Source organism: Leifsonia sp. NPDC058248 (assembly GCF_042881905.1).
Taxonomy (GTDB): domain Bacteria; phylum Actinomycetota; class Actinomycetes; order Actinomycetales; family Microbacteriaceae; genus Leifsonia.
Map to the genome: position 1 here is coordinate 445961 of NZ_JBHVXB010000001.1, position 17479 is coordinate 463439.

A 17479-nucleotide genomic window follows, 5' to 3' on the forward strand; every position below is an offset into this window, starting at 1 on the left:
CCGGGCACCCGGCACCGCGCCCTGGCATCCGAGACTGCGCCCGGGCATCCGGACCCCGCACCTCAGAGGTCGGACTCGACCGGCTCCCGGGCGATCAGCTCGGTGACGCCCGAGACGATCTCGTCGGGACGGAACGGGTACCGCTCGATCTCACCCCGGTCGCTGATGCCGGTGAGCACCAGGATCGTGTGCAACCCCGCCTCGATGCCGGCGACGATGTCCGTGTCCATCCGGTCGCCCACCATCGCGGTGTTCTCCGAGTGCGCGCCGATGCGGTTCATCGCCGAGCGGAACATCATCGGGTTCGGCTTGCCGACCACATACGGCTCCATGCCGGTGGCCTTCGTGATCATCGCCGTCACCGCACCGGTCGCGGGGAGCGGCCCGTCCGCGCTCGGGCCCGTGGCATCCGGGTTGGTCGCGATGAAGCGGGCGCCCCTGCCGATCAGCCGGATCGCCTTGGTGATCGCGTCGAACGAGTAGCTGCGCGTCTCGCCCACGACCACATAGTCCGGATCGGTCTCGGTCATGATGAACCCGGCCTCGTGCAGAGCCGTCGTGAGCCCGGCCTCGCCGATCACATAAGCGCTGCCGCCGGGGATCTGCGACTTGAGGAAGTCGGCGGTGGCGAGGGCGGAGGTCCAGATGGCCTCCTCGGGCACATCGAGACCGGATGCCCGCAGCCGGGCCGCGAGGTCGCGCGGCGTGAAGATCGAGTTGTTCGTGAGCACCAGGAACGGCGTGCCCTGATCGCGCCACTGCTGGATCAGCTCCGACGCACCGGGCAGCGCGTGGTTCTCATGGACGAGCACGCCGTCCATGTCCGTGAGCCAGCATTCGATCTCGTCGCGTCGCGCCACGCAAACCCCTTTCGACGGGTACAGCTTATTGGGTGCCCTGTTGCCGAAGGGTTTCGCGGGGGTTCCGCGCGTGTGCCGGGAGCCTGAACGGCTGCCGATACTCTGAAGACGTGGACCCGACCCCCGACCCGACGCCCGACCCTGCCTCCGCGGCCACACCGGAGCTCACGACCTACGGTGTCGGACCGTGGCTGGGCGAGCTGCCCGACGACCCGCACTTCGATCCCGACCTGCTCAAACACGGCGACACCCGCAACGTCATCGACCGCTATCGCTACTGGCGCATGGACGCGATCGTCGCCGATCTCGACGACCACCGGCACCCGTTCCATGTGGCCATCGAGAACTGGCAGCACGACATGAACATCGGCTCGATCGTGCGCAGCGCCAACGCGTTCGCCGCCGACACCGTGCACATCATCGGCCGACGCCGCTGGAACAAGCGCGGCGCCATGGTCACCGACCGCTACCAGCACGTGCAGCACCACGACGACGTCGCCGGCTTCGTCGAATGGGCCCGGGATGCCCGGCTGCCCATCATCGCGATCGACAACGTTCCCGGCTCGGTCATCATCGAGACGTACGCCTTCCCGCGCGACTGCGTCCTGCTGTTCGGCCAGGAGGGGCCCGGGCTCTCGGACGACGCGATCGCCGCCGCCGACGCGGTGGTCGAGATCTCGCAGTTCGGGTCGACCCGCTCGATCAACGCGTCCGCGGCGGCGGCCGTGGCCATGCACGCCTGGATCACGCAGCACGTCACCTTCCCGCACGCACGCTGAGGCTCCTAGCGGTTCGCGAGCCGCCAGACGAGCTTGAGTGCCGACCAGTCCGTGTCGGCGGCGGCGACCTTGACGTCGACCAGCCCACGCGTCAGCGCGGTGTCGCGGATGAGGTTCTCGTCGAGGTCGCTCACATGCCCGGCTGCCTTGCGGGGCCACCCGATCCACAGCATCCCGTCGGGGCGGATGCGCGCGCCGAGAGCGTCCAGTTCCGACACGAAGTCCGCGGCCTCCCGGTAGAAGGCGAGGATGAGTGCGGCGGGCCGGTCGTCGGCCGGCCCGAGCCAGTCGATCCCCTCCGGACCGTCGTCCAGCGGGATGCTCCAGCCGTCGTCGGCGTGGAGCACCTGCACGGTCATCCCGGGCTTGAGCCCGAACTTCCGCCACAGCGGGGTGCCGGAGTATCCGGCCGGTGTCGCGGTCACCGGTCGCTCAGCCGGCGCTGCCGGGCCAGCCGGATTCGTCGGCGATGCGATCGATCGTCTTCTGGTCGAGGTCGTAGACGCTGTGCCCGTCGTCGGCGGCGGGCGCCGTGACGATGTGGGTCCGCACCGGGCCGGCGGCCGGCAGCTGCACGAGCGCGAATCCGGAGCCGCGCACGGCGCGCTCATGCCCGGCCGGCGACAGCACGTCCGTCGTGTTCGCCACGGCCGGTGCGACCACCACCGGGATCGACGTCGGCCCGGCGGAGGTGATGAGCGCGTGATGATAGTGACCGGCCAGGACGAGCCGCACATCCGCCGCCGCGCACACCTCGAGGAACGGCGCCGGGTCGACGAGCTGCAGCCGCTCGAAGAGCCCGGTCGTCGGGGGGACCGGCGGATGGTGCAGCGCCACCACGGTCCCGCGCGGCGCCGGCTCGGCGAGCTCGTCGGCCAGCCGGCGCAGCCGCTCACCGTCGACGAGCCCGTACGCGGCGCCCGCGACGGTGCTGTCGACGGTCACGATGCGCACGCCGTCGACGATCAGGGAGCGCTCGCGGGCGCCCAGCACGCCCTCGAAGTTGCCGGCCAGGTCGTGGTTGCCCATCGCGTAGACGATCTCGGCGCCGCGTTCGGCCGCCCACGGTTCGAGGCGAGCGGACAGCAGCCGGTACGACTCGATGCTCCCGTCGTCGGAGAGGTCGCCCGACGCGACGACTGCATCGACCGATCCGAGGGATGCGGCCCGCGCCAGCACACGGTCGAGTGCGGCCAGCGTGTCGACGAGCCCGTAGTGCAGGCGTCCGTCCCCGTAGAGGTGGGTGTCACTGAGGTGCAGGATGCGCAACGATTCGCTCACGCCGACACCATACCCGCCGCGTCCGTCACGCGGGGGAGTCGTCGCCGGCGGGAACGCCCTCCCACCGGCTGCTCCAGTTCACGAGGGGCTGAAGCCCCTGGATGAGTTCGCGGCCACGCCGGGTGAGCGAATAGCGGATCTGGACGGGCGTGGTGGGGATGACGGTGCGGGCGATCAGGTCGTCGGTCTCGAGTTCGCGCAGTCGCACGGAGAGCATCCGGTCGGACACACCGGCCACGAGGCGACGGTACTCGCTGAAGCGCTCGGCGCCGCGGTAGCCGGCCAGGAGGATCGAGGCCGTCCACTTCTTGCCCGCCAGTTCGGCGGCCTGCTGGAAGCGGCGGCATTCTTCGTCGTCGATGTCGAGGGGAGTGGTCTCGCTGGTAGTCACTTACCCATAGTAAGTCACATACTGTTCGGTTGTCACGGCGAGCACACAGGCGCACGATGAAAGGACGACATGAGAGGAACATCGATGGAACTGGGGATCTACAGCTTCGGCAACGGCCTGAAAGACGAGACGGGTGCCTTCGAGCCGTCCGCGCGGGCGACCCGCAACCTCGTCGAGGCGATCGCGCTGGCCGATCAGGTCGGGCTCGACTTCTTCGGGATCGGCGAACACCACACGAAGGAGATGCCCGCGTCGTCCGCGGCGACGATCCTCGCGGCGGCCGCATCGATCACCACGCGCATCCGGCTGGGTAGTGCCGTGACCGTGCTGTCGACGGACGATCCCGTTCGGGTCTACCAGCAATTCGCGACCCTGGATGCGGTGTCGAACGGTCGCGCCGAAATCACCGCCGGCCGCGGTTCGTCCACCGAATCGTTCCCGCTCTTCGGCTACCGGCTCGAGGACTACGACACGCTCTACGCCGAGAAGCTCGACCTGCTCCTGGCCCTCAACGACTCGGATACGGTCACGTGGCGCGGCACCGTGCGGTCGGCGCTCGAGCAGGCCGTGATCGTCCCGCAGCCCGAGGGCGGCCGCCTGCGCATCTGGCTCGGCACCGGCGGCAACCCGGGCTCGACCCTTCGGGCGGCGCAGCTCGGACTGCCGATCTCCTACGGCATCATCGGCGGCCGTGCTGCGCGTTTCGCGGCGCTCGGCGACCTCTACCGCCGAGCATCCGAGGAGGCGGGCGCGCCGCTGGAGAACCGGATGATCTCGGTCGGCACCCCCGGCTACGTCGCGCCGTCGAGCGGCGAGGCCCACGACACCTTCTGGAACGCGTGGCACACCACGATGAGCGTGATCGGCGAGCAGCGCGGGTTCGCCGCACCACCCCGGGCGCATTTCGACGCCGAGTCGCACGAGGGCGGTGCGCTCTTCGTGGGCGAGCCCGAGGAGATCGCCGAACGGATGATCACATTCCAGCGGCAGATGGGCCACATGCGGCACTTCCTTCAGACCGATGTCGGGCAGCTGCCGCATCGCGAGTTCCTGCGCTCGATCGAACTGCTCGGCACGCAGGTGAAGCCGCTGGTGGACGCCGAGCTCGGCGGCGAGGCGAGCGCGGCGGCCTGAGCGGCTGCCGCGCGCCGCCCTCCGTCACCCGATCAGGCTGGGCCGCAGGTCGCGCAGCGTGCGGAAGTGCGTCATCCGGGTCACCCCGATGGCCGAGACCAGAAGGGCGACGAGCATCCAGAGCGCCAGCACCCCGGCATCCGCCCACGCCGTGGCCGGGTTGCCGCCGTACATCAGCTGGCGCATCCCGTCGACCGCGTACGACATCGGCAGCACGTGGTGCAGTGCCGCGAGGGGGCCGGGCAGGGTCTGCCACGGGAACGTCCCGCCCGCCGTCACGAGCTGCAGCACCATCAGCACGAGCCCGAGGAACTGCCCGACGCTGCCGAGCCACACATTGAGGGCCAGGATGATCGCAGCGAACGTCATCGACGCGAGAGCCATCAGGCCGAACATCCCGCCCGGGTTCTGGATGCTGAACTGCAGCGCTCCGGCGACGATCGCGAACAGGCCGATCATCTGCACGGCCCCGAGCAGGCCGGGTGTGAGCCAGCCGGCGAGCGTGATCTTGATCGGCGAGTGCAGGGCCGTGATCGCACGGCGCGACACCGGCTTGACGATCAGGAACAGTGCGTAGATGCCGATCCACGCGGCCAGTGCGACGAAGAACGGCGCGAGGCCGGCCCCGTAGGTCCCCGCCGACGTGATCGAGGTGTTCTTCAGGTCCACCGGGTCGGCGATCGTGGTCGCCTGCTGCTGCTGCAGCGCGGGGGAGTTGTCCGGGATCTTCGCGACACCGTCCTTCAGGCCGTCGCGCAGCTGGGAGGTGCCGCTGTGCAGGGTGGTGAGGCCGTCACGCAGCTTTGCCGCGCCCGTCGACACCTGGGCCGCACCGCTCGCCGCTTCGCCGGTCTTGGCGGCGAGGGCCGCCGCTCCCGACGCCGCTTGGCCCGATTTCGCCGCGAGGGTCGCGCTCCCCGACGCGACCTGGGCGGCGCCGGCGGACACCTGGTTCGCGCCGGCCGAGAGCTCGTCGACCTTGCCGACGAGGGTCTGCACCTGCGTGTTGCCAGCCTGCACCTGGGCGAACAGCTTCTTGGCCGACGCGAGCTGGTCGGCGCTCGCACCCGCGTCGGTGAGCTTCTGCAGGATGCTCGCCTCCTGTGCCGCGGCCTGATCGGCCAGCTGCTGAGCCGTGGAGCCCGCGCTGTCGGCCGCGGCGGCCAGCTGCTGATTGCCGCCGGCGACCTGCTGCGCTCCGGACGCGACCTGTTGAGCGCCGGACGAGAGCTGCTGCGCGCCGGTCGCGAGCTGCGCGTTCCCGTCGGCCAGTTGCGACGCTCCGGCCGCAAGCTGCTCGGTGCCGTCGGCGAGCTGGGCCGTTCCTGTCGCCAGGGTGGATGCGCCCGACTGCGCCGTGGCGCTCCCGTCGACCAGCTTGCTCGCACCGTCGGCCGCGCTCACCAGGTTGCCGCGGATGTCGGCCAGTCCCAGCAGGAACTGCTCGGCCGCCTGCTGGTTCACCTTCGTGACGATCGCTGTGCGGATCTTCTCCGCCGCCTGCGTCCCGATCGTCGAGGCGAGGTAGCTGTTGGTGTCGTTGGTGGTCAGGGTGACGGTCGCCTGGTGGGGCGAGGTTCCGGATGCCGAGGCCAGCGCATCCGAGAAATCGGCCGGGAACGTGATGCTGAAGTCGTACTTCGAGTCGTCGACGCCGCTGGCGGCGGAGCCGGGCGTCACCCGGTGCCAGTCGAAGGATCCGTCGCGGATGAGCTCCTGCGCCACGTCGTCGCCGTAGTTGCTCGTCTTCCCGTCGACGGTCGCGCCGGTGTCGTCGACGACGATCGCCGCGGGAATCCGGTCGAGGTTCGCGTAGGGGTTCTGGTTGGCCCAGAGGTAGAGGCCGCCGTAGAGCACGGGGACGGCGATCAGCGCGATCAGGGCGACGATCGACATCGGGCTGGAGGTGAGGCGGCGGAGTTCTGCCGCGATCATCGGGGGGATCTTCATACCGTGTCCTCTGCGAACGCTGTCGCGTGGATTTCGGGTTCGGGTTCGGGTTCGTCGTCGGACGCGTCGGGGCCGGCGGCGCGCAGGGTGTTCGCATCGTCGAGCCGGGCGACGAGCGTCGTGGCGGCGATGGCCGCAGCGGACGCGTCGCCGGCGACGATCAGGATGGCGAGGTCGCGGGCGGCGAGCCGGCGCGCGAGCTCCCACCATTCGTTCGGGTCTCCGCCGTGCCGGTCGGGCGAGGTGATGACGAGGCCTTCCACGCCGGGGCGGAGCAGAGCGAGCTCGGCGAGCAGTCCGATGCGCACGGTCGGCAGCACGGTGGCGATGGCGGAGCGCGCCCACTCGGAGACGCCGAGGGTGCTGAGCGCGCGGTTCACGGCGACGGGATTGGAGGCCCGGCCGGCGAACATGAGCTCTTCGGCCACGATCCCGGCGACGGTGACGTCGGCTGCCGGCTCGCACACATCCGGTGCGTCGATGAGGGCGATGCGCTTGCGCATCGCCGAATAGTCGGTGGAGCCGTCGATGGTCACGGTGCCGGAATCGGGTCGCATGCGACCGGACGCGATGAGCCCCAGGACGGTGGGGCGCTGTTCGGTCTCGGCGCGGGCGAGCGTGACCTCACCGGTCTGGAACGACGCCGAGGCAGGCGGCAGTGCGGCATTCCGGGCGCCTTTGGCGACCCGGTCGAGGACGATCTTCACGCAGAGGCCTCCGTGAAGGCGAGTTCCGGTGTCCCGGCGATGAGGGCGTCGGCTTCGCGCCAGCCGAGGCCGGCGGCGCTCAGGCCCGCGAGCATGACGAGCTGGTGACCGGCCTCGCGGGAGAGCCCGGTGCGAGTGGCGTCGTCGAGAACCGAGATCGCCGCGTTCTCGATCAGCCGCGAGACGGTGTCGACGTCGAGGTCGGCTCGCAGCTGACCGGCGGCGACGCCGCGTTCGACTGTGCCGTGCAGGCGTTCGCGGGCCGGGTCGAGGGCGGCCCCGACGCGCTCCCGGTACGGGCCCCGCACGGCAAGGGCGGCGCTCACGCGCACGTGCTCGACCTCCGCCCAGAGGGTGGCGCCGAAGAGGGCGATCTCGACGCGGGCATCCGGATGCGCGACAGGCTCGAGCAGGACGGCCAGACGTGCGGCGCCACGGGTGAACACGTCGACGAGGAGGTCTTCGCGGGTGGCGAAGTGGCCGTAGAGGGCACGGCGGCTGAGGCCGGCGCGCTGGGCGATCGCCTCGAGGGACGCGTCGATGTCGTCGTTCAGGGCTGCGGCTGCAGCGACGAGGATCGCTTCGCGGTTCTCGGTGGCATCGCGTCGCGGGGCACGGGAGGAGGGGGTGGTGGGCACGGCATCCATCGTACTATCTTGCACACGACTGTGCAAGATAAGGCGCCGGAGGCGGCCACGATAGGATCGAGTGCGACGGTAATCCGGCCGGTTGACGGCTGCTCCGGCGCTCCCCATCCCATCGAGAGGACTGAACAGTGCCCGCGATCGTGATCATCGGAGCCCAGTGGGGCGACGAAGGCAAAGGCAAAGCGACCGACCTCCTCGGCAGCCGCATCGACTATGTCGTCAAGTTCAACGGCGGCAACAACGCCGGGCACACGGTCGTCGTCGGCAACCAGAAGTACGCTCTGCACCTGCTTCCGTCGGGCATCCTGACCGAAGGCGTCACGCCGGTCATCGCGAACGGCGTCGTGGTCGACATCGAGGTGCTCTTCGAGGAGCTCGACGGGCTGATCGAGCGCGGCGTCGACGTCTCGCGGCTCAGGGTCAGTTCCAACGCCCACGTGATCACGCAGTACCACCGCACGATCGACAAGGTCACCGAGCGTTTCCTCGGCAAGCGTCAGATCGGCACCACCGGCCGCGGCATCGGCCCCACCTACGCCGACAAGATCAACCGGGTGGGCATCCGGATCCAGGACCTCTTCGACGAGAACATCCTCCGCCAGAAGGTCGAAGGCGCCCTCGACCAGAAGAACCACCTGCTGGTCAAGGTCTACAACCGTCGCGCCATCTCCGTCGACGAGATCGTCGAGGAGCTGCTGAGCTACGCCGAGCGTCTGCGCCCGATGGTCGTCGACAGCTCGCTGCTGCTGCACCAGGCGCTCGACGCCGGCAAGTACGTGCTGTTCGAGGGCGGCCAGGCCACGATGCTGGACGTCGACCACGGCACGTACCCGTTCGTCACGTCCTCCAACTCCACCTCGGGGGGCGCGGCCACCGGCTCGGGCATCGGCCCCAACCGCATCGACCGCGTCATCGCCGTCGTCAAGGCGTACACCACGCGGGTCGGCGCCGGCCCGTTCCCGACCGAGCTGTTCGACGAGTGGGGCGAGTTCCTGCGCGAACGCGGCTTCGAGTTCGGCACCACCACGGGCCGCCCGCGCCGCACCGGCTGGTACGACGCCCCGGTGGCGCGCTACTCGGCTCGCATCAACGGCGTCACGGACTTCGTGCTCACCAAGCTCGACACTCTCACCGGCATCGAGCGCATCCCGGTCTGCGTCGCCTACGACGTCGAGGGCGTGCGCCACGACGAGGTGCCGGCGTCGCAGTCCGACTATCACCACGCGGTGCCGATCTACGAGGAGTTCCCGGGCTGGACCGAGGACATCAGCGGCGCCCGCACGTTCGACGACCTGCCGAAGAACGCGCAGGACTACGTGCTCGCCCTCGAGAAGCTCAGCGGTGCCCGCATCTCAGCGATCGGCGTCGGTCCGGCCCGCGACGAGATCGTCGTGCGTCACGACCTGATCGGCTAGCGGGCGGGCTTCGCCCTCCCGCCCTCCCCTCGGGCTCGCTCGCGCCATCCCACCCTCCCTTCATCCCACCCTCCCATCCCGCCCCCTTGGCCGTGAGTTGCCCCAAAGTGTCGTTATGCGTGCGATTTCGGCGCCCGAAACGACACTTTGGGGCAACTCAGCACAGCGCGCGGCGCTCAGCCTGTGGATAACGCTCGGGGAGCAGCGGCTCCGCCGCCAGCGGCGCCCGGACCACGGCACACGCCGACGCTGCACCCCCGCACCGGTCGCCGCCGGCCCGTGACAGCGTGCGTCCGGGATCGACGGATAGGCTCGTCGCATGGGTCAGAACGAAGAGGAAGCCGAAGCGCTCGCGCAGCTCCACAGCATCCGTCAGAGCATCGACAACATCGACGCTGCGCTGGTGCACATGCTCGCCGAACGCTTCAAGTTCACGCAGCAGGTCGGCACGCTGAAAGCCACCCACGGCCTCCCCGCCGCCGACCCGCAACGTGAGCGGGAGCAGATCCAGAGACTGCGCGCGCTCGCCGAAGAAAGCCACCTCGACCCCGCCTTCGCCGAGAAGTTCCTCAACTTCATCGTCGCGGAGGTCATCCACCACCACGAGCGGATCGCCTCCGAGAGCACGCGTTGAGCTGGGATCCCCGAGCCCTGCCGCACGCGGTGGGCAAGACGGTGATGATCACCGGCGCGAACGCCGGCATCGGGTACTTCGCGAGCGAGCAGCTGGCCGCAGCAGGAGCCCACGTGATCCTCGGCTGCCGCAGCCCGGAACGCGCGGAGGCCGCCGTCGCCGCCATCCGGCGCCGCGTGCCCGGCGCCATCGTCGAGGCGACGCCCATCGACGTGTCCGACCCCCGTTCGGTCACCCAGGCGGCTGAAACTCTCCTGGAACGCGACCGGCTCGACGTCCTGATGCTGAACGCGGGCATCGTCCACCCTCCGGCCACCCGGGCGACGGACGCCCGCGGCAACGAGCTCGTGCTCTCCACCAACGTGATCGGGCACTTCCAGCTGGCGGCACTCACGATGCCGCTGCTCGCACGCAGCGCCGGAGCCCGCGTCGTGTCGCTCGGATCACTGGCGACCCTGCTGTCGCGCTTCCCGCTCGACGGCCTGCAGCTCGAGAAGTCGTACACGTCGTGGACGGCGTACGCCCAGTCCAAGATCGCGCTGCAGGTGTTCGGGTTCGAGCTGGACCGGCGGCTGCGTGCATCCGGAACCGGCGTTTCGAGCCTGGTCGTGCATCCGGGATATTCGACGTCGGGGCGCACCCCCGGCATCCGCGGCGTCAACCATCCGTCGCGCGCCAAGCGCTTCGCCGACAACCTGCAGGCGGCCTGGACGCAGGGCAAAGACCGCGGGGCGTGGTCGGCGGTGCGGGCAGCGATCGATCCGGATGCGGCGGGCGGCCAGTTCTACGGACCGCGCTTCGTGACCAAGGGCGAACCGGCGCTGGCACCGGCGGCGCCCACCACGCGCAGCCCGCGGGTCGGCGCACGGCTGTGGACGCTGCTGGAGGAGTATTCCGGGCAGACGTTCGAGCTGTCGTCGCGTACACCATAGGGGTCCCCCGACCTCACAGGTGCCGCTCAGATCGCTGGTATGGGCTGAGCGTATGGACATCGCTTACACCGCAATCGCGCACGCATCTGGTGGGGGACGGGACGGACACGTCCGCAGCGAGGACGACCTCATCGATTTCGACACCCGCCCGCCCAAAGAGCTGGGCGGCTCGGGAGCGGGCACGAACCCGGAACAGCTGTTCGCGGCCGGCTTCGCCGCCTGCTTCCTCAGTGCGATGCACGCGGTCGGACGGCGCGAGAAGATCGACACGAGCGACTCCGCGGTCTCTGCGAGCGTCGGCATCGGCCCGAACGGCGACGGCGGCTACGGTCTCGCGGTGGAGCTCGACATCTACGCTCCGCGCCTGGGGCGCGAGCAGGCCGAGCAGCTGGCCGAGGCGGCGCACCATGTGTGCCCGTACTCGAACGCCACCCGCGGCAACATCCCGGTGAAGCTCACGATCGTAGAGTGAAGCCGGGCGACCGGATGCTCGGCGGGCATTCGCTCAGCTGGTGGCGATGCGGCCGACCTTCTCGGTCTTGTCCCAGCGCGCCTCCGCGTGGCTGAGCTCTTTGAGGTACGAGTCGAACGTGATCGCGCACAACAGCGAACCGTAGCCGGCCAGGTAGATGAGTGTCGGGGTCAGCCACCGCCCGGCACGCGTCGGCTCGGCCTTGCGCGCCAGCCAGGCGACCACCATCGACACCGGGATCCAGATGTAGATCGCGAGCGTCAGCACGAACAGCGTCGTCCCGCTGAGCGTCGCGCCGAACAGCCCCGGAAGCCAGACCAGCATCAGACCCGGGAACAGCGCGGTCAGCATCACGATCGTGTTGACGATGCCCGGGAACAGGATGATGTGGCCGATGGAGCGCCTGCTCGTGCGCCCGTCGGTGAGCGACCCCAGCACCAGCGTGAACACGTACGCCAGGGCGGCGCCGATCCACAGGATCCGGAACGCGGTCGTCGCGAACTCGCTCTGCAGGAACAGCAGTCCGACCAGGCCGATCGACGAGACGATCATGATGACGGGCAGCAGCCACAGGCTGAACCACGTGATCCCGAACGTCCAGGCGCCCAGGTGGTGCGTTCGTGACGGGCGGAACCACACGTTCCGGTAGCGAGAGGTGACGGTGACGTTGCCACGCGCCCAGCGCAGCCGCTGCTTCCACAGTCCTTCGACGGCGCGCGGCTCTTCGGCGAGCACCTCGGCCATCGGCTCGAAGACGACCTTGCGTCCGGTGAGCTGCGTCTCGAAAGTCGTGATCGTGTCTTCGGCGAGCGACGACGTGTCGATCCGGCCGCCGATCGCGAGCACGTTCTCGCGGGTGTGCAATTGGGCGCCGCCGGCGAGGCAGGCCTGTGCGCCCAGCACGTTCTGCGCGCGGCGCACCGCCGGCTGCGACAGCACGTACTCCACGGCGATGAACTTGGTGAGGTAGTTGCGGTCGGCGCTGCCCTCCCGGATGTACGCCGAGACCGCGCCCACCTCCGGATCGGCCAGGTGCCTGGTCATCCGGCGCAGCGAGTCGGGCAGGTAGATGACGTCGGCGTCCATGATCAGGAGCGCCTCCATCCAGTCGTCCTTGAGGATCTCAGTGATCCCGTGGTTGAGAGTGTGGGCCTTGCCTTCGCCGCCCTTGTCACGCCGCAGCAGCACCACGGAGCCCGGGTAGAGCGCCGCCTTCTCGCGGACCACGTCCGGCGTCGCATCCGTGCTGGCGTCGTCGACGACGTAGATACGTAGGGCCTCGCGCGGGTACTCGAGCTGCATCAGGCGATCGATGGATGCGCCGATCACGGCGCCCTCGTTCCAGGCGGGCACGACGATGGCGACCCGCGGCAGGTACGGCTCGGCCTTGCGGTAGTGGTTCACGAAGGCGTGAAACGGGATGGCGGCGAACGTGGCCGCCGCCGCGATCACCGGGACGAGCCCGGTGAGAGCCAGGACCAGGCACACGATGACGCCGGTCCACGTCAGCACGGACAACAGGTCCATCGACGCCCCTTCCATCTGCGGACACCCTATCGCGTGGGTGGGACGGGGCGTCTGCTGGTGGGCGGTTCGGGTGGGTGGTTCGTGCGGGTGGTTCGTGTGGGTGGGGTTGGGCCCTCGGAGTGCTCGGCGGATCGTGATCGCGGCCGTCGGGGGCGGCGCTGCGGGCATCCGGATGCCGTGTCCGAAAAGCGCGAGCGGATGTCGGCGGCGACCACTAGCGTCGACATGTGAAGGTCGCACTCCAGTTCATCGCCATGGGTCTCGTCTGGGGCGCCAGCTTCCTGTTCATGAAGGTGGGGCTCGAAGGCGTGAGCCCGGGGCAGGTGGCGTGGGCGCGCCTGGTCTTCGGCGCGGTGACCCTCGGCATCATCGCCCTCATCACCCGCAGCCGGCTGCCCCGGGAGCCGATCGTGTGGCTGCACTTCGTCGTGGTCGCGATCACCTACTGCGTCATCCCGTACCTTCTGTTCGCCTGGGCGGAGCAGTACGTCTCGTCGAGCCTGGCGAGCATCTACAACGCGGTCACGCCGATCACCACGGCCATCCTGGTCACCACCGCGTTCCGCGTCGAGAAGCTCAACCGCGACCAGGTGCTCGGAGTCCTCATCGGGGTCGTCGGCGTCGTGGTCGTGGTCGGGCCCTGGCAGGTGGCCACGCTCAGCGGGAGCCTGTGGGGCCAGCTCGCCTGCCTCGGAGCGGTGACCTGCTACGGGTTCAGTTTCGGCTACATCCGCAAGTTCATCAGCCACCGGCAGATCTCCGCCACCAGCACGGCTGTGATGAACATCGGGCTCGCCGCCGTCATCATGCTCGTGCTCACGCCCGTCATCGCCGTCGGCCCGATCACCTTCAGCTGGCCGGTGCTCCTCAGTCTCCTCGCGCTCGGCGCCCTGGGCACGGGAGTCGTCTACATCTGGAACATGAACGTACTGCGCGCGTGGGGGCCGACCGCGACCTCAGGGGTCACCTACGTCACGCCGATCGTCGGGGTCGCCCTGGGCATCCTCGTACTGCACGAGACCCTCAGCTGGAACGAGCCGGTCGGCGCCCTCATCGTGCTGGCGGGCATCCTGCTCACGCAGCAGCGTGTGCGCGTGCTGACCCGCCGGCGGGCACTGCCCGAGCCGCTGCCGGAGCCGTCCGGCCGCCGGTAGGGGTGCGTGCTGCGGCAGGTGCTGTCGCCCGGGCGGGATGCCGCCGCGGGGACGGGCTGCCGCCGCCGGGACGGGGTGCTGTCGCTGGGACGGGGCCCCGCCGTCGGATGTTTCCGCCTTGCCGGGTGCACAGGTCCTGAAAAAGTGCTCGCGGTGGCCGGTGAGCGCTGCCACGCGTCAGCAACTCCGGAGGATTCGGACGACACGCCGTCGATCGAGCGGGAAAGGCCGATCGCAGGCGGCGTGTCGGGCGGATTCTCCGGAGTTACCGACTGCCCAGCCCTGCAGGAGCGTTACGCGACGACCGGGCCGAAGTGCTCGGGGAGCGTAGAGCGGTGGGTGCCGCGCAGTTCCTCGAGGCCGACCGTGAAGAGGTCCTGCACCTCGAGGACCGGCTGGGTGCCGACCTCGGCGTCCGTGACCCCGATGCGGAGGACCGGGAAGTCGCGCCCTTCGCAGAGTCCGCGGAACTTCACGTCGTCTTCGCGGGGCACGGACACCAGCACGCGCCCGGTCGACTCGCTGAAGAGGGCTGTGGCCGCATCCACGGCGTCGCGCTCCATGATCTCGGTCAGCCAGACGCGCGCGCCGACACCGAAACGCATGACGCACTCGGCCAGGGCCTGAGCGAGGCCGCCGTCGGAGAGGTCGTGGGCCGAGGCGACGAGGCTCTCGATGGAGGCCGCGTGGAGCAGCCCGGCGAGGTCGCGCTCGCGATCGAGGTCGACCGAGGGCGGGCGCCCCCCGAGGTGACCGTGCACGGTGCCTGCCCAGGCGGAGCCGTCGAGTTCCTCGCGGGTGACACCGAGAAGGTAGATGTTGTCGCCTTCGTCCTGCCAACCGCTCGGGATGCGCCGAGCGACGTCGTCGATCACGCCGAGCACGCCCACCACAGGGGTCGGGAAGATCGGCGTCGAACCCGTCTGGTTGTAGAAGGAGACGTTGCCGCCCGTCACCGGGATCTCGAGCTCGAGGCAGGCATCCGACAGCCCTTCGACGGCCTGCGAGAACTGCCACATGACCTCGGGGTTCTCGGGGCTGCCGAAGTTGAGGCAGTCGGTGACGGCCGCGGGCACCGCGCCGGTGGCGGCGACGTTGCGGTAGGCCTCGGCGAGCGCCAGCTTGGCGCCCTGCTTCGGGTCGAGCTGGCAGAAGCGGCCGTTCGCGTCGGTCGCGATCGCGAAGCCGAGCCCGCTCTCCTCATCGACCCGGACCATGCCGGCGTCGTCGGGGAACGCGAGGGCTGTGTTGCCGCCGACGAAGTAGTCGTACTGGTCGGTGATCCACCCCTTGTCGGCCAGATTGGCGCTGCCGAGAAGCGCAAGGAACTGGTCGCGCAGCTCGTCCCCACCGGTGGGGCGGGCCAGACGCGAGGCACTGTCGGCCTGCAGGGCGTCGATCCAGGCCGGGTAGGCCACGGGACGCTCGTACACCGGGCCGTCGACGGCGACGGTGCGGGGCTCGACGTTCACGATCTCTTCGCCGTGCCAGTTGATGATCAGCCGGCCGGTGTCGGTGACCTCGCCGAGCACGCTGGTCTCGACATCCCACTTGGCCGTGACGGCGAGGAAGGCGTCGAGCAGCTCCGGCTTGACGACGGCCATCATGCGCTCCTGGCTCTCGGACATGAGGATCTCCTCGGCCGTGAGGTTCGGGTCGCGCAGCAGCACCTTCTCGAGCTCGATGAACATGCCGCCATCGCCGTTGGAGGCCAGCTCGCTGGTGGCGCAGGAGATGCCGGCTGCGCCGAGATCCTGGATGCCCTCGACCAGCTTGTCGCGGAACAGCTCGAGGCAGCACTCGATGAGCACCTTCTCGGCGAACGGGTCGCCGACCTGCACGGCCGGGCGCTTCGTCGGGCCGCCCGCGGAGAACGTGTCAGAGGCCAGGATGCTCGCGCCGCCGATGCCGTCCCCGCCGGTGCGGGCGCCGAACAGCACGACCTTGTTGCCGGTGCCCGAGGCGTTGGCGAGGTGAAGGTCTTCGTGGCGGAGCACGCCGACCGAGAGGGCGTTGACGAGCGGGTTGCCCTGGTAGATCGGGTCGAAGTAGGTTTCGCCGCCGATGTTGGGCAGGCCCAGGCAGTTGCCGTAGAACGAGATGCCGGAGACGACGCCGTGCACTACGCGCGCCGTGTCGGGGTGGTCGATGGCGCCGAAGCGCAGCTGGTCCATGACGGCCACCGGGCGCGCGCCCATCGAGATGATGTCGCGCACGATGCCGCCGACCCCGGTCGCCGCTCCCTGGAACGGCTCGATGTAGGAGGGGTGGTTGTGCGACTCGACCTTGAAGGTGACCGCCCAGCCTTCGCCGACGTCGACCACGCCCGCGTTCTCCCCCATACCGACCATGAGGTTCTTCTTCATCGCCGGGCTGACCTTCTGGCCGAACTGGCGCAGGTAGATCTTGGACGACTTGTAGGAGCAGTGCTCCGACCACATCACCGAGTACATCGCGAGCTCGCCGCTGGTGGGCCGGCGGCCGAGGATCTCGCGGATTCGCGCATACTCGTCGTCTTTGAGGCCGAGCGCCCCGTAGGGCTGCTCCCTCTCGGGCGTCGCCTGTGCGCTGGCGACGGTGTCGACGACGTGCGCGGTCACGGTGGTGGGGGCTTCGGTCACGCTGGCACTCTCCAAGATTCGTGGATGCCGGGGAGGGTTTCAGTCTACCGGCGTTGATTGCGCCTGCTCGCCTGGTCCGCCAAGCTGTGGCTCATGGTGAAACGCCTGGGTCTCGGGGGTGGGCGAGCGGCGCTCGCAGCGACGTTGCTGGTGGCCGGAGGGCTGTTGTGCGGATGCACGGACTCCCCGCCGCCCGCGCCGACCGCCGCTCACGGACCGGCCGCGCGCGTCGGGTCGGATACGACACCGACACCGACACCCACGCCCGTGCCGCTCGACGATCAGTTCGAGTACCTCCCGCCCGCGAACACCGTGCTGGCGACCGGATCGTTCCAGGATGTCACGGGGCGTGCATCCGGAGCCGTCACTGTACGGGTCGCGTCGGATCTGAAGCTCGACGTGGAGCTGACCGGATTCAGCACGAGCGACGAGTCGGGGGTCACGATCGCGCTCAGCGTCGATCGCTTCGGTCCATCGGCCGGGGCGCCGACCGTTCCGGCCGTCGACCTGCCGCTCGGGGTGGTCTACGGCGCCGGGGGAGACACCGCTTTCCGTATCGACACCGAGGGCCGGCGGGATCGCGGCGATCTCTCCTACTTCAACAGTCTGGAGGTCGTGCATGAGGGTGGGACGGTCGTCGCGGCGGCCCCGCTCACCTGGACCGTGCCGGACTTCTACCCCGGGCTGAGGCTCGTCGACTCCGGGCCGGCCGACTATGCGCGCGGGAGGGTCACCGACTACCGGGGACGTCCGGCGAGCTACGAGGTGTGGGGGAACGACAACCCGGGGGCCGTGGCGAGGCGGTTCGGGATCACGCTCAATCAGCTGCTGTACCTGAACCCTCAGGTGCGGCGCGACTCCGGTCTGGAGCGGGACACTCGCCTCAATCTCAGTGTCGACTACCGGTAGGTGGGGGTCTTGTCGCCGGCGCCGCTCCTGAATTAAGGCGGGTGCGCTGCGCGTGCTGACGTGATG

General features: G+C 69.6%; 17 protein-coding genes. 8 read left to right on the forward strand and 9 right to left on the reverse strand.

Features of this window, described 5'->3' with window-relative positions; genetic code table 11:
* Positions 1–62: 62 nt before the first annotated feature.
* Positions 63–860 (reverse strand): HAD-IIA family hydrolase, encoded by a 798-nt coding sequence (locus tag ACFVV5_RS02330; protein ID WP_387238321.1) that lies wholly within the window; start codon positions 858–860, stop codon positions 63–65.
* Positions 861–970: 110 nt separating this feature from the next.
* Here ACFVV5_RS02330 and ACFVV5_RS02335 point away from each other — a divergent pair, with 110 nt between their 5' ends.
* A complete protein-coding gene (locus ACFVV5_RS02335) occupies positions 971–1639 on the forward strand; it encodes a TrmH family RNA methyltransferase (protein WP_387238324.1) in 669 nt (222 codons plus the stop codon).
* Between the two features lie 5 nt (positions 1640–1644).
* Here the strand turns inward: ACFVV5_RS02335 and ACFVV5_RS02340 are convergent, their stop codons facing one another.
* Genes ACFVV5_RS02340 through ACFVV5_RS02350 form a run of 3 tightly spaced genes read right to left on the reverse strand, consistent with a single transcriptional unit; the run spans position 1645 to position 3311 of the window.
* On the reverse strand, positions 1645–2064 hold the full coding sequence (locus ACFVV5_RS02340; RefSeq protein WP_387238327.1) for a DUF3052 family protein: 420 nt from the start codon (positions 2062–2064) through the stop codon (positions 1645–1647).
* A 7-nt stretch (positions 2065–2071) separates the two neighbouring features.
* A complete protein-coding gene (locus ACFVV5_RS02345) occupies positions 2072–2920 on the reverse strand; it encodes a metallophosphoesterase family protein (protein WP_387238330.1) in 849 nt (282 codons plus the stop codon).
* A 25-nt stretch (positions 2921–2945) separates the two neighbouring features.
* Complete coding sequence (locus ACFVV5_RS02350) at positions 2946–3311, reverse strand: winged helix-turn-helix transcriptional regulator (RefSeq protein WP_387238332.1); 366 nt, start codon at positions 3309–3311, stop codon at positions 2946–2948.
* 84 nt (positions 3312–3395) lie between these two features.
* Here ACFVV5_RS02350 and ACFVV5_RS02355 point away from each other — a divergent pair, with 84 nt between their 5' ends.
* A complete protein-coding gene (locus ACFVV5_RS02355; protein WP_387238335.1) occupies positions 3396–4445 on the forward strand; it encodes an LLM class flavin-dependent oxidoreductase in 1050 nt (349 codons plus the stop codon).
* Between the two features lie 24 nt (positions 4446–4469).
* On the opposite strand, the gene ACFVV5_RS02360 is transcribed toward ACFVV5_RS02355, so the two are convergent.
* From ACFVV5_RS02360 to ACFVV5_RS02370, 3 genes are read right to left on the reverse strand one after another with little or no spacing between them, the layout of a single operon-like run.
* The gene (locus ACFVV5_RS02360) at positions 4470–6395 is read right to left on the reverse strand and encodes a YhgE/Pip family protein (protein ID WP_387238338.1); all 1926 of its coding nucleotides are present in this window, start codon (positions 6393–6395) and stop codon (positions 4470–4472) included.
* Positions 6392–7102 carry a hypothetical protein gene (locus ACFVV5_RS02365; RefSeq protein WP_387238341.1) on the reverse strand — a complete coding sequence of 237 codons (711 nt, stop codon included), beginning with the start codon at positions 7100–7102 and terminating at the stop codon, positions 6392–6394. Before ACFVV5_RS02365 ends, ACFVV5_RS02360 begins: the two co-directional genes overlap by 4 nt.
* Positions 7099–7740, reverse strand: a complete 642-nt coding sequence (locus ACFVV5_RS02370; protein WP_387238344.1) for a TetR/AcrR family transcriptional regulator — start codon at positions 7738–7740, stop codon at positions 7099–7101. The genes ACFVV5_RS02365 and ACFVV5_RS02370 overlap by 4 nt, the downstream gene beginning before the upstream one ends.
* 137 nt (positions 7741–7877) lie before the next feature.
* On the opposite strand from ACFVV5_RS02370, the gene ACFVV5_RS02375 reads away from it, so the two are divergent.
* The 4 genes from ACFVV5_RS02375 to ACFVV5_RS02390 all read left to right on the forward strand — a co-directional run bounded on the left by ACFVV5_RS02375 (position 7878) and on the right by ACFVV5_RS02390 (position 11202).
* Positions 7878–9164: an adenylosuccinate synthase gene (locus ACFVV5_RS02375; RefSeq protein WP_387238347.1), complete on the forward strand. Its 1287-nt coding sequence runs from the start codon at positions 7878–7880 to the stop codon at positions 9162–9164.
* A 319-nt stretch (positions 9165–9483) separates the two neighbouring features.
* Positions 9484–9798, forward strand: a complete 315-nt coding sequence (locus tag ACFVV5_RS02380; protein WP_387238350.1) for a chorismate mutase — start codon at positions 9484–9486, stop codon at positions 9796–9798.
* Complete coding sequence (locus tag ACFVV5_RS02385; RefSeq protein ID WP_387238353.1) at positions 9795–10730, forward strand: SDR family NAD(P)-dependent oxidoreductase; 936 nt, start codon at positions 9795–9797, stop codon at positions 10728–10730. The genes ACFVV5_RS02380 and ACFVV5_RS02385 overlap by 4 nt, the downstream gene beginning before the upstream one ends.
* A gap of 52 nt (positions 10731–10782) precedes the next feature.
* Complete coding sequence (locus ACFVV5_RS02390; RefSeq protein ID WP_387238356.1) at positions 10783–11202, forward strand: organic hydroperoxide resistance protein; 420 nt, start codon at positions 10783–10785, stop codon at positions 11200–11202.
* Between the two features lie 33 nt (positions 11203–11235).
* On the opposite strand, the gene ACFVV5_RS02395 is transcribed toward ACFVV5_RS02390, so the two are convergent.
* Complete coding sequence (locus tag ACFVV5_RS02395; RefSeq protein WP_387238360.1) at positions 11236–12729, reverse strand: glycosyltransferase; 1494 nt, start codon at positions 12727–12729, stop codon at positions 11236–11238.
* Positions 12730–12956: 227 nt separating this feature from the next.
* Here ACFVV5_RS02395 and ACFVV5_RS02400 point away from each other — a divergent pair, with 227 nt between their 5' ends.
* Positions 12957–13883 (forward strand): DMT family transporter, encoded by a 927-nt coding sequence (locus ACFVV5_RS02400; RefSeq protein WP_387238363.1) that lies wholly within the window; start codon positions 12957–12959, stop codon positions 13881–13883.
* A gap of 293 nt (positions 13884–14176) precedes the next feature.
* Here the strand turns inward: ACFVV5_RS02400 and purL are convergent, their stop codons facing one another.
* Positions 14177–16504, reverse strand: coding sequence for a phosphoribosylformylglycinamidine synthase subunit PurL (purL, locus tag ACFVV5_RS02405; RefSeq protein WP_387238366.1), 2328 nt, complete (start codon positions 16502–16504; stop codon positions 14177–14179).
* Between the two features lie 93 nt (positions 16505–16597).
* Here purL and ACFVV5_RS02410 point away from each other — a divergent pair, with 93 nt between their 5' ends.
* Positions 16598–17413 (forward strand): hypothetical protein, encoded by an 816-nt coding sequence (locus tag ACFVV5_RS02410; protein ID WP_387238369.1) that lies wholly within the window; start codon positions 16598–16600, stop codon positions 17411–17413.
* Positions 17414–17479: the final 66 nt, after the last annotated feature.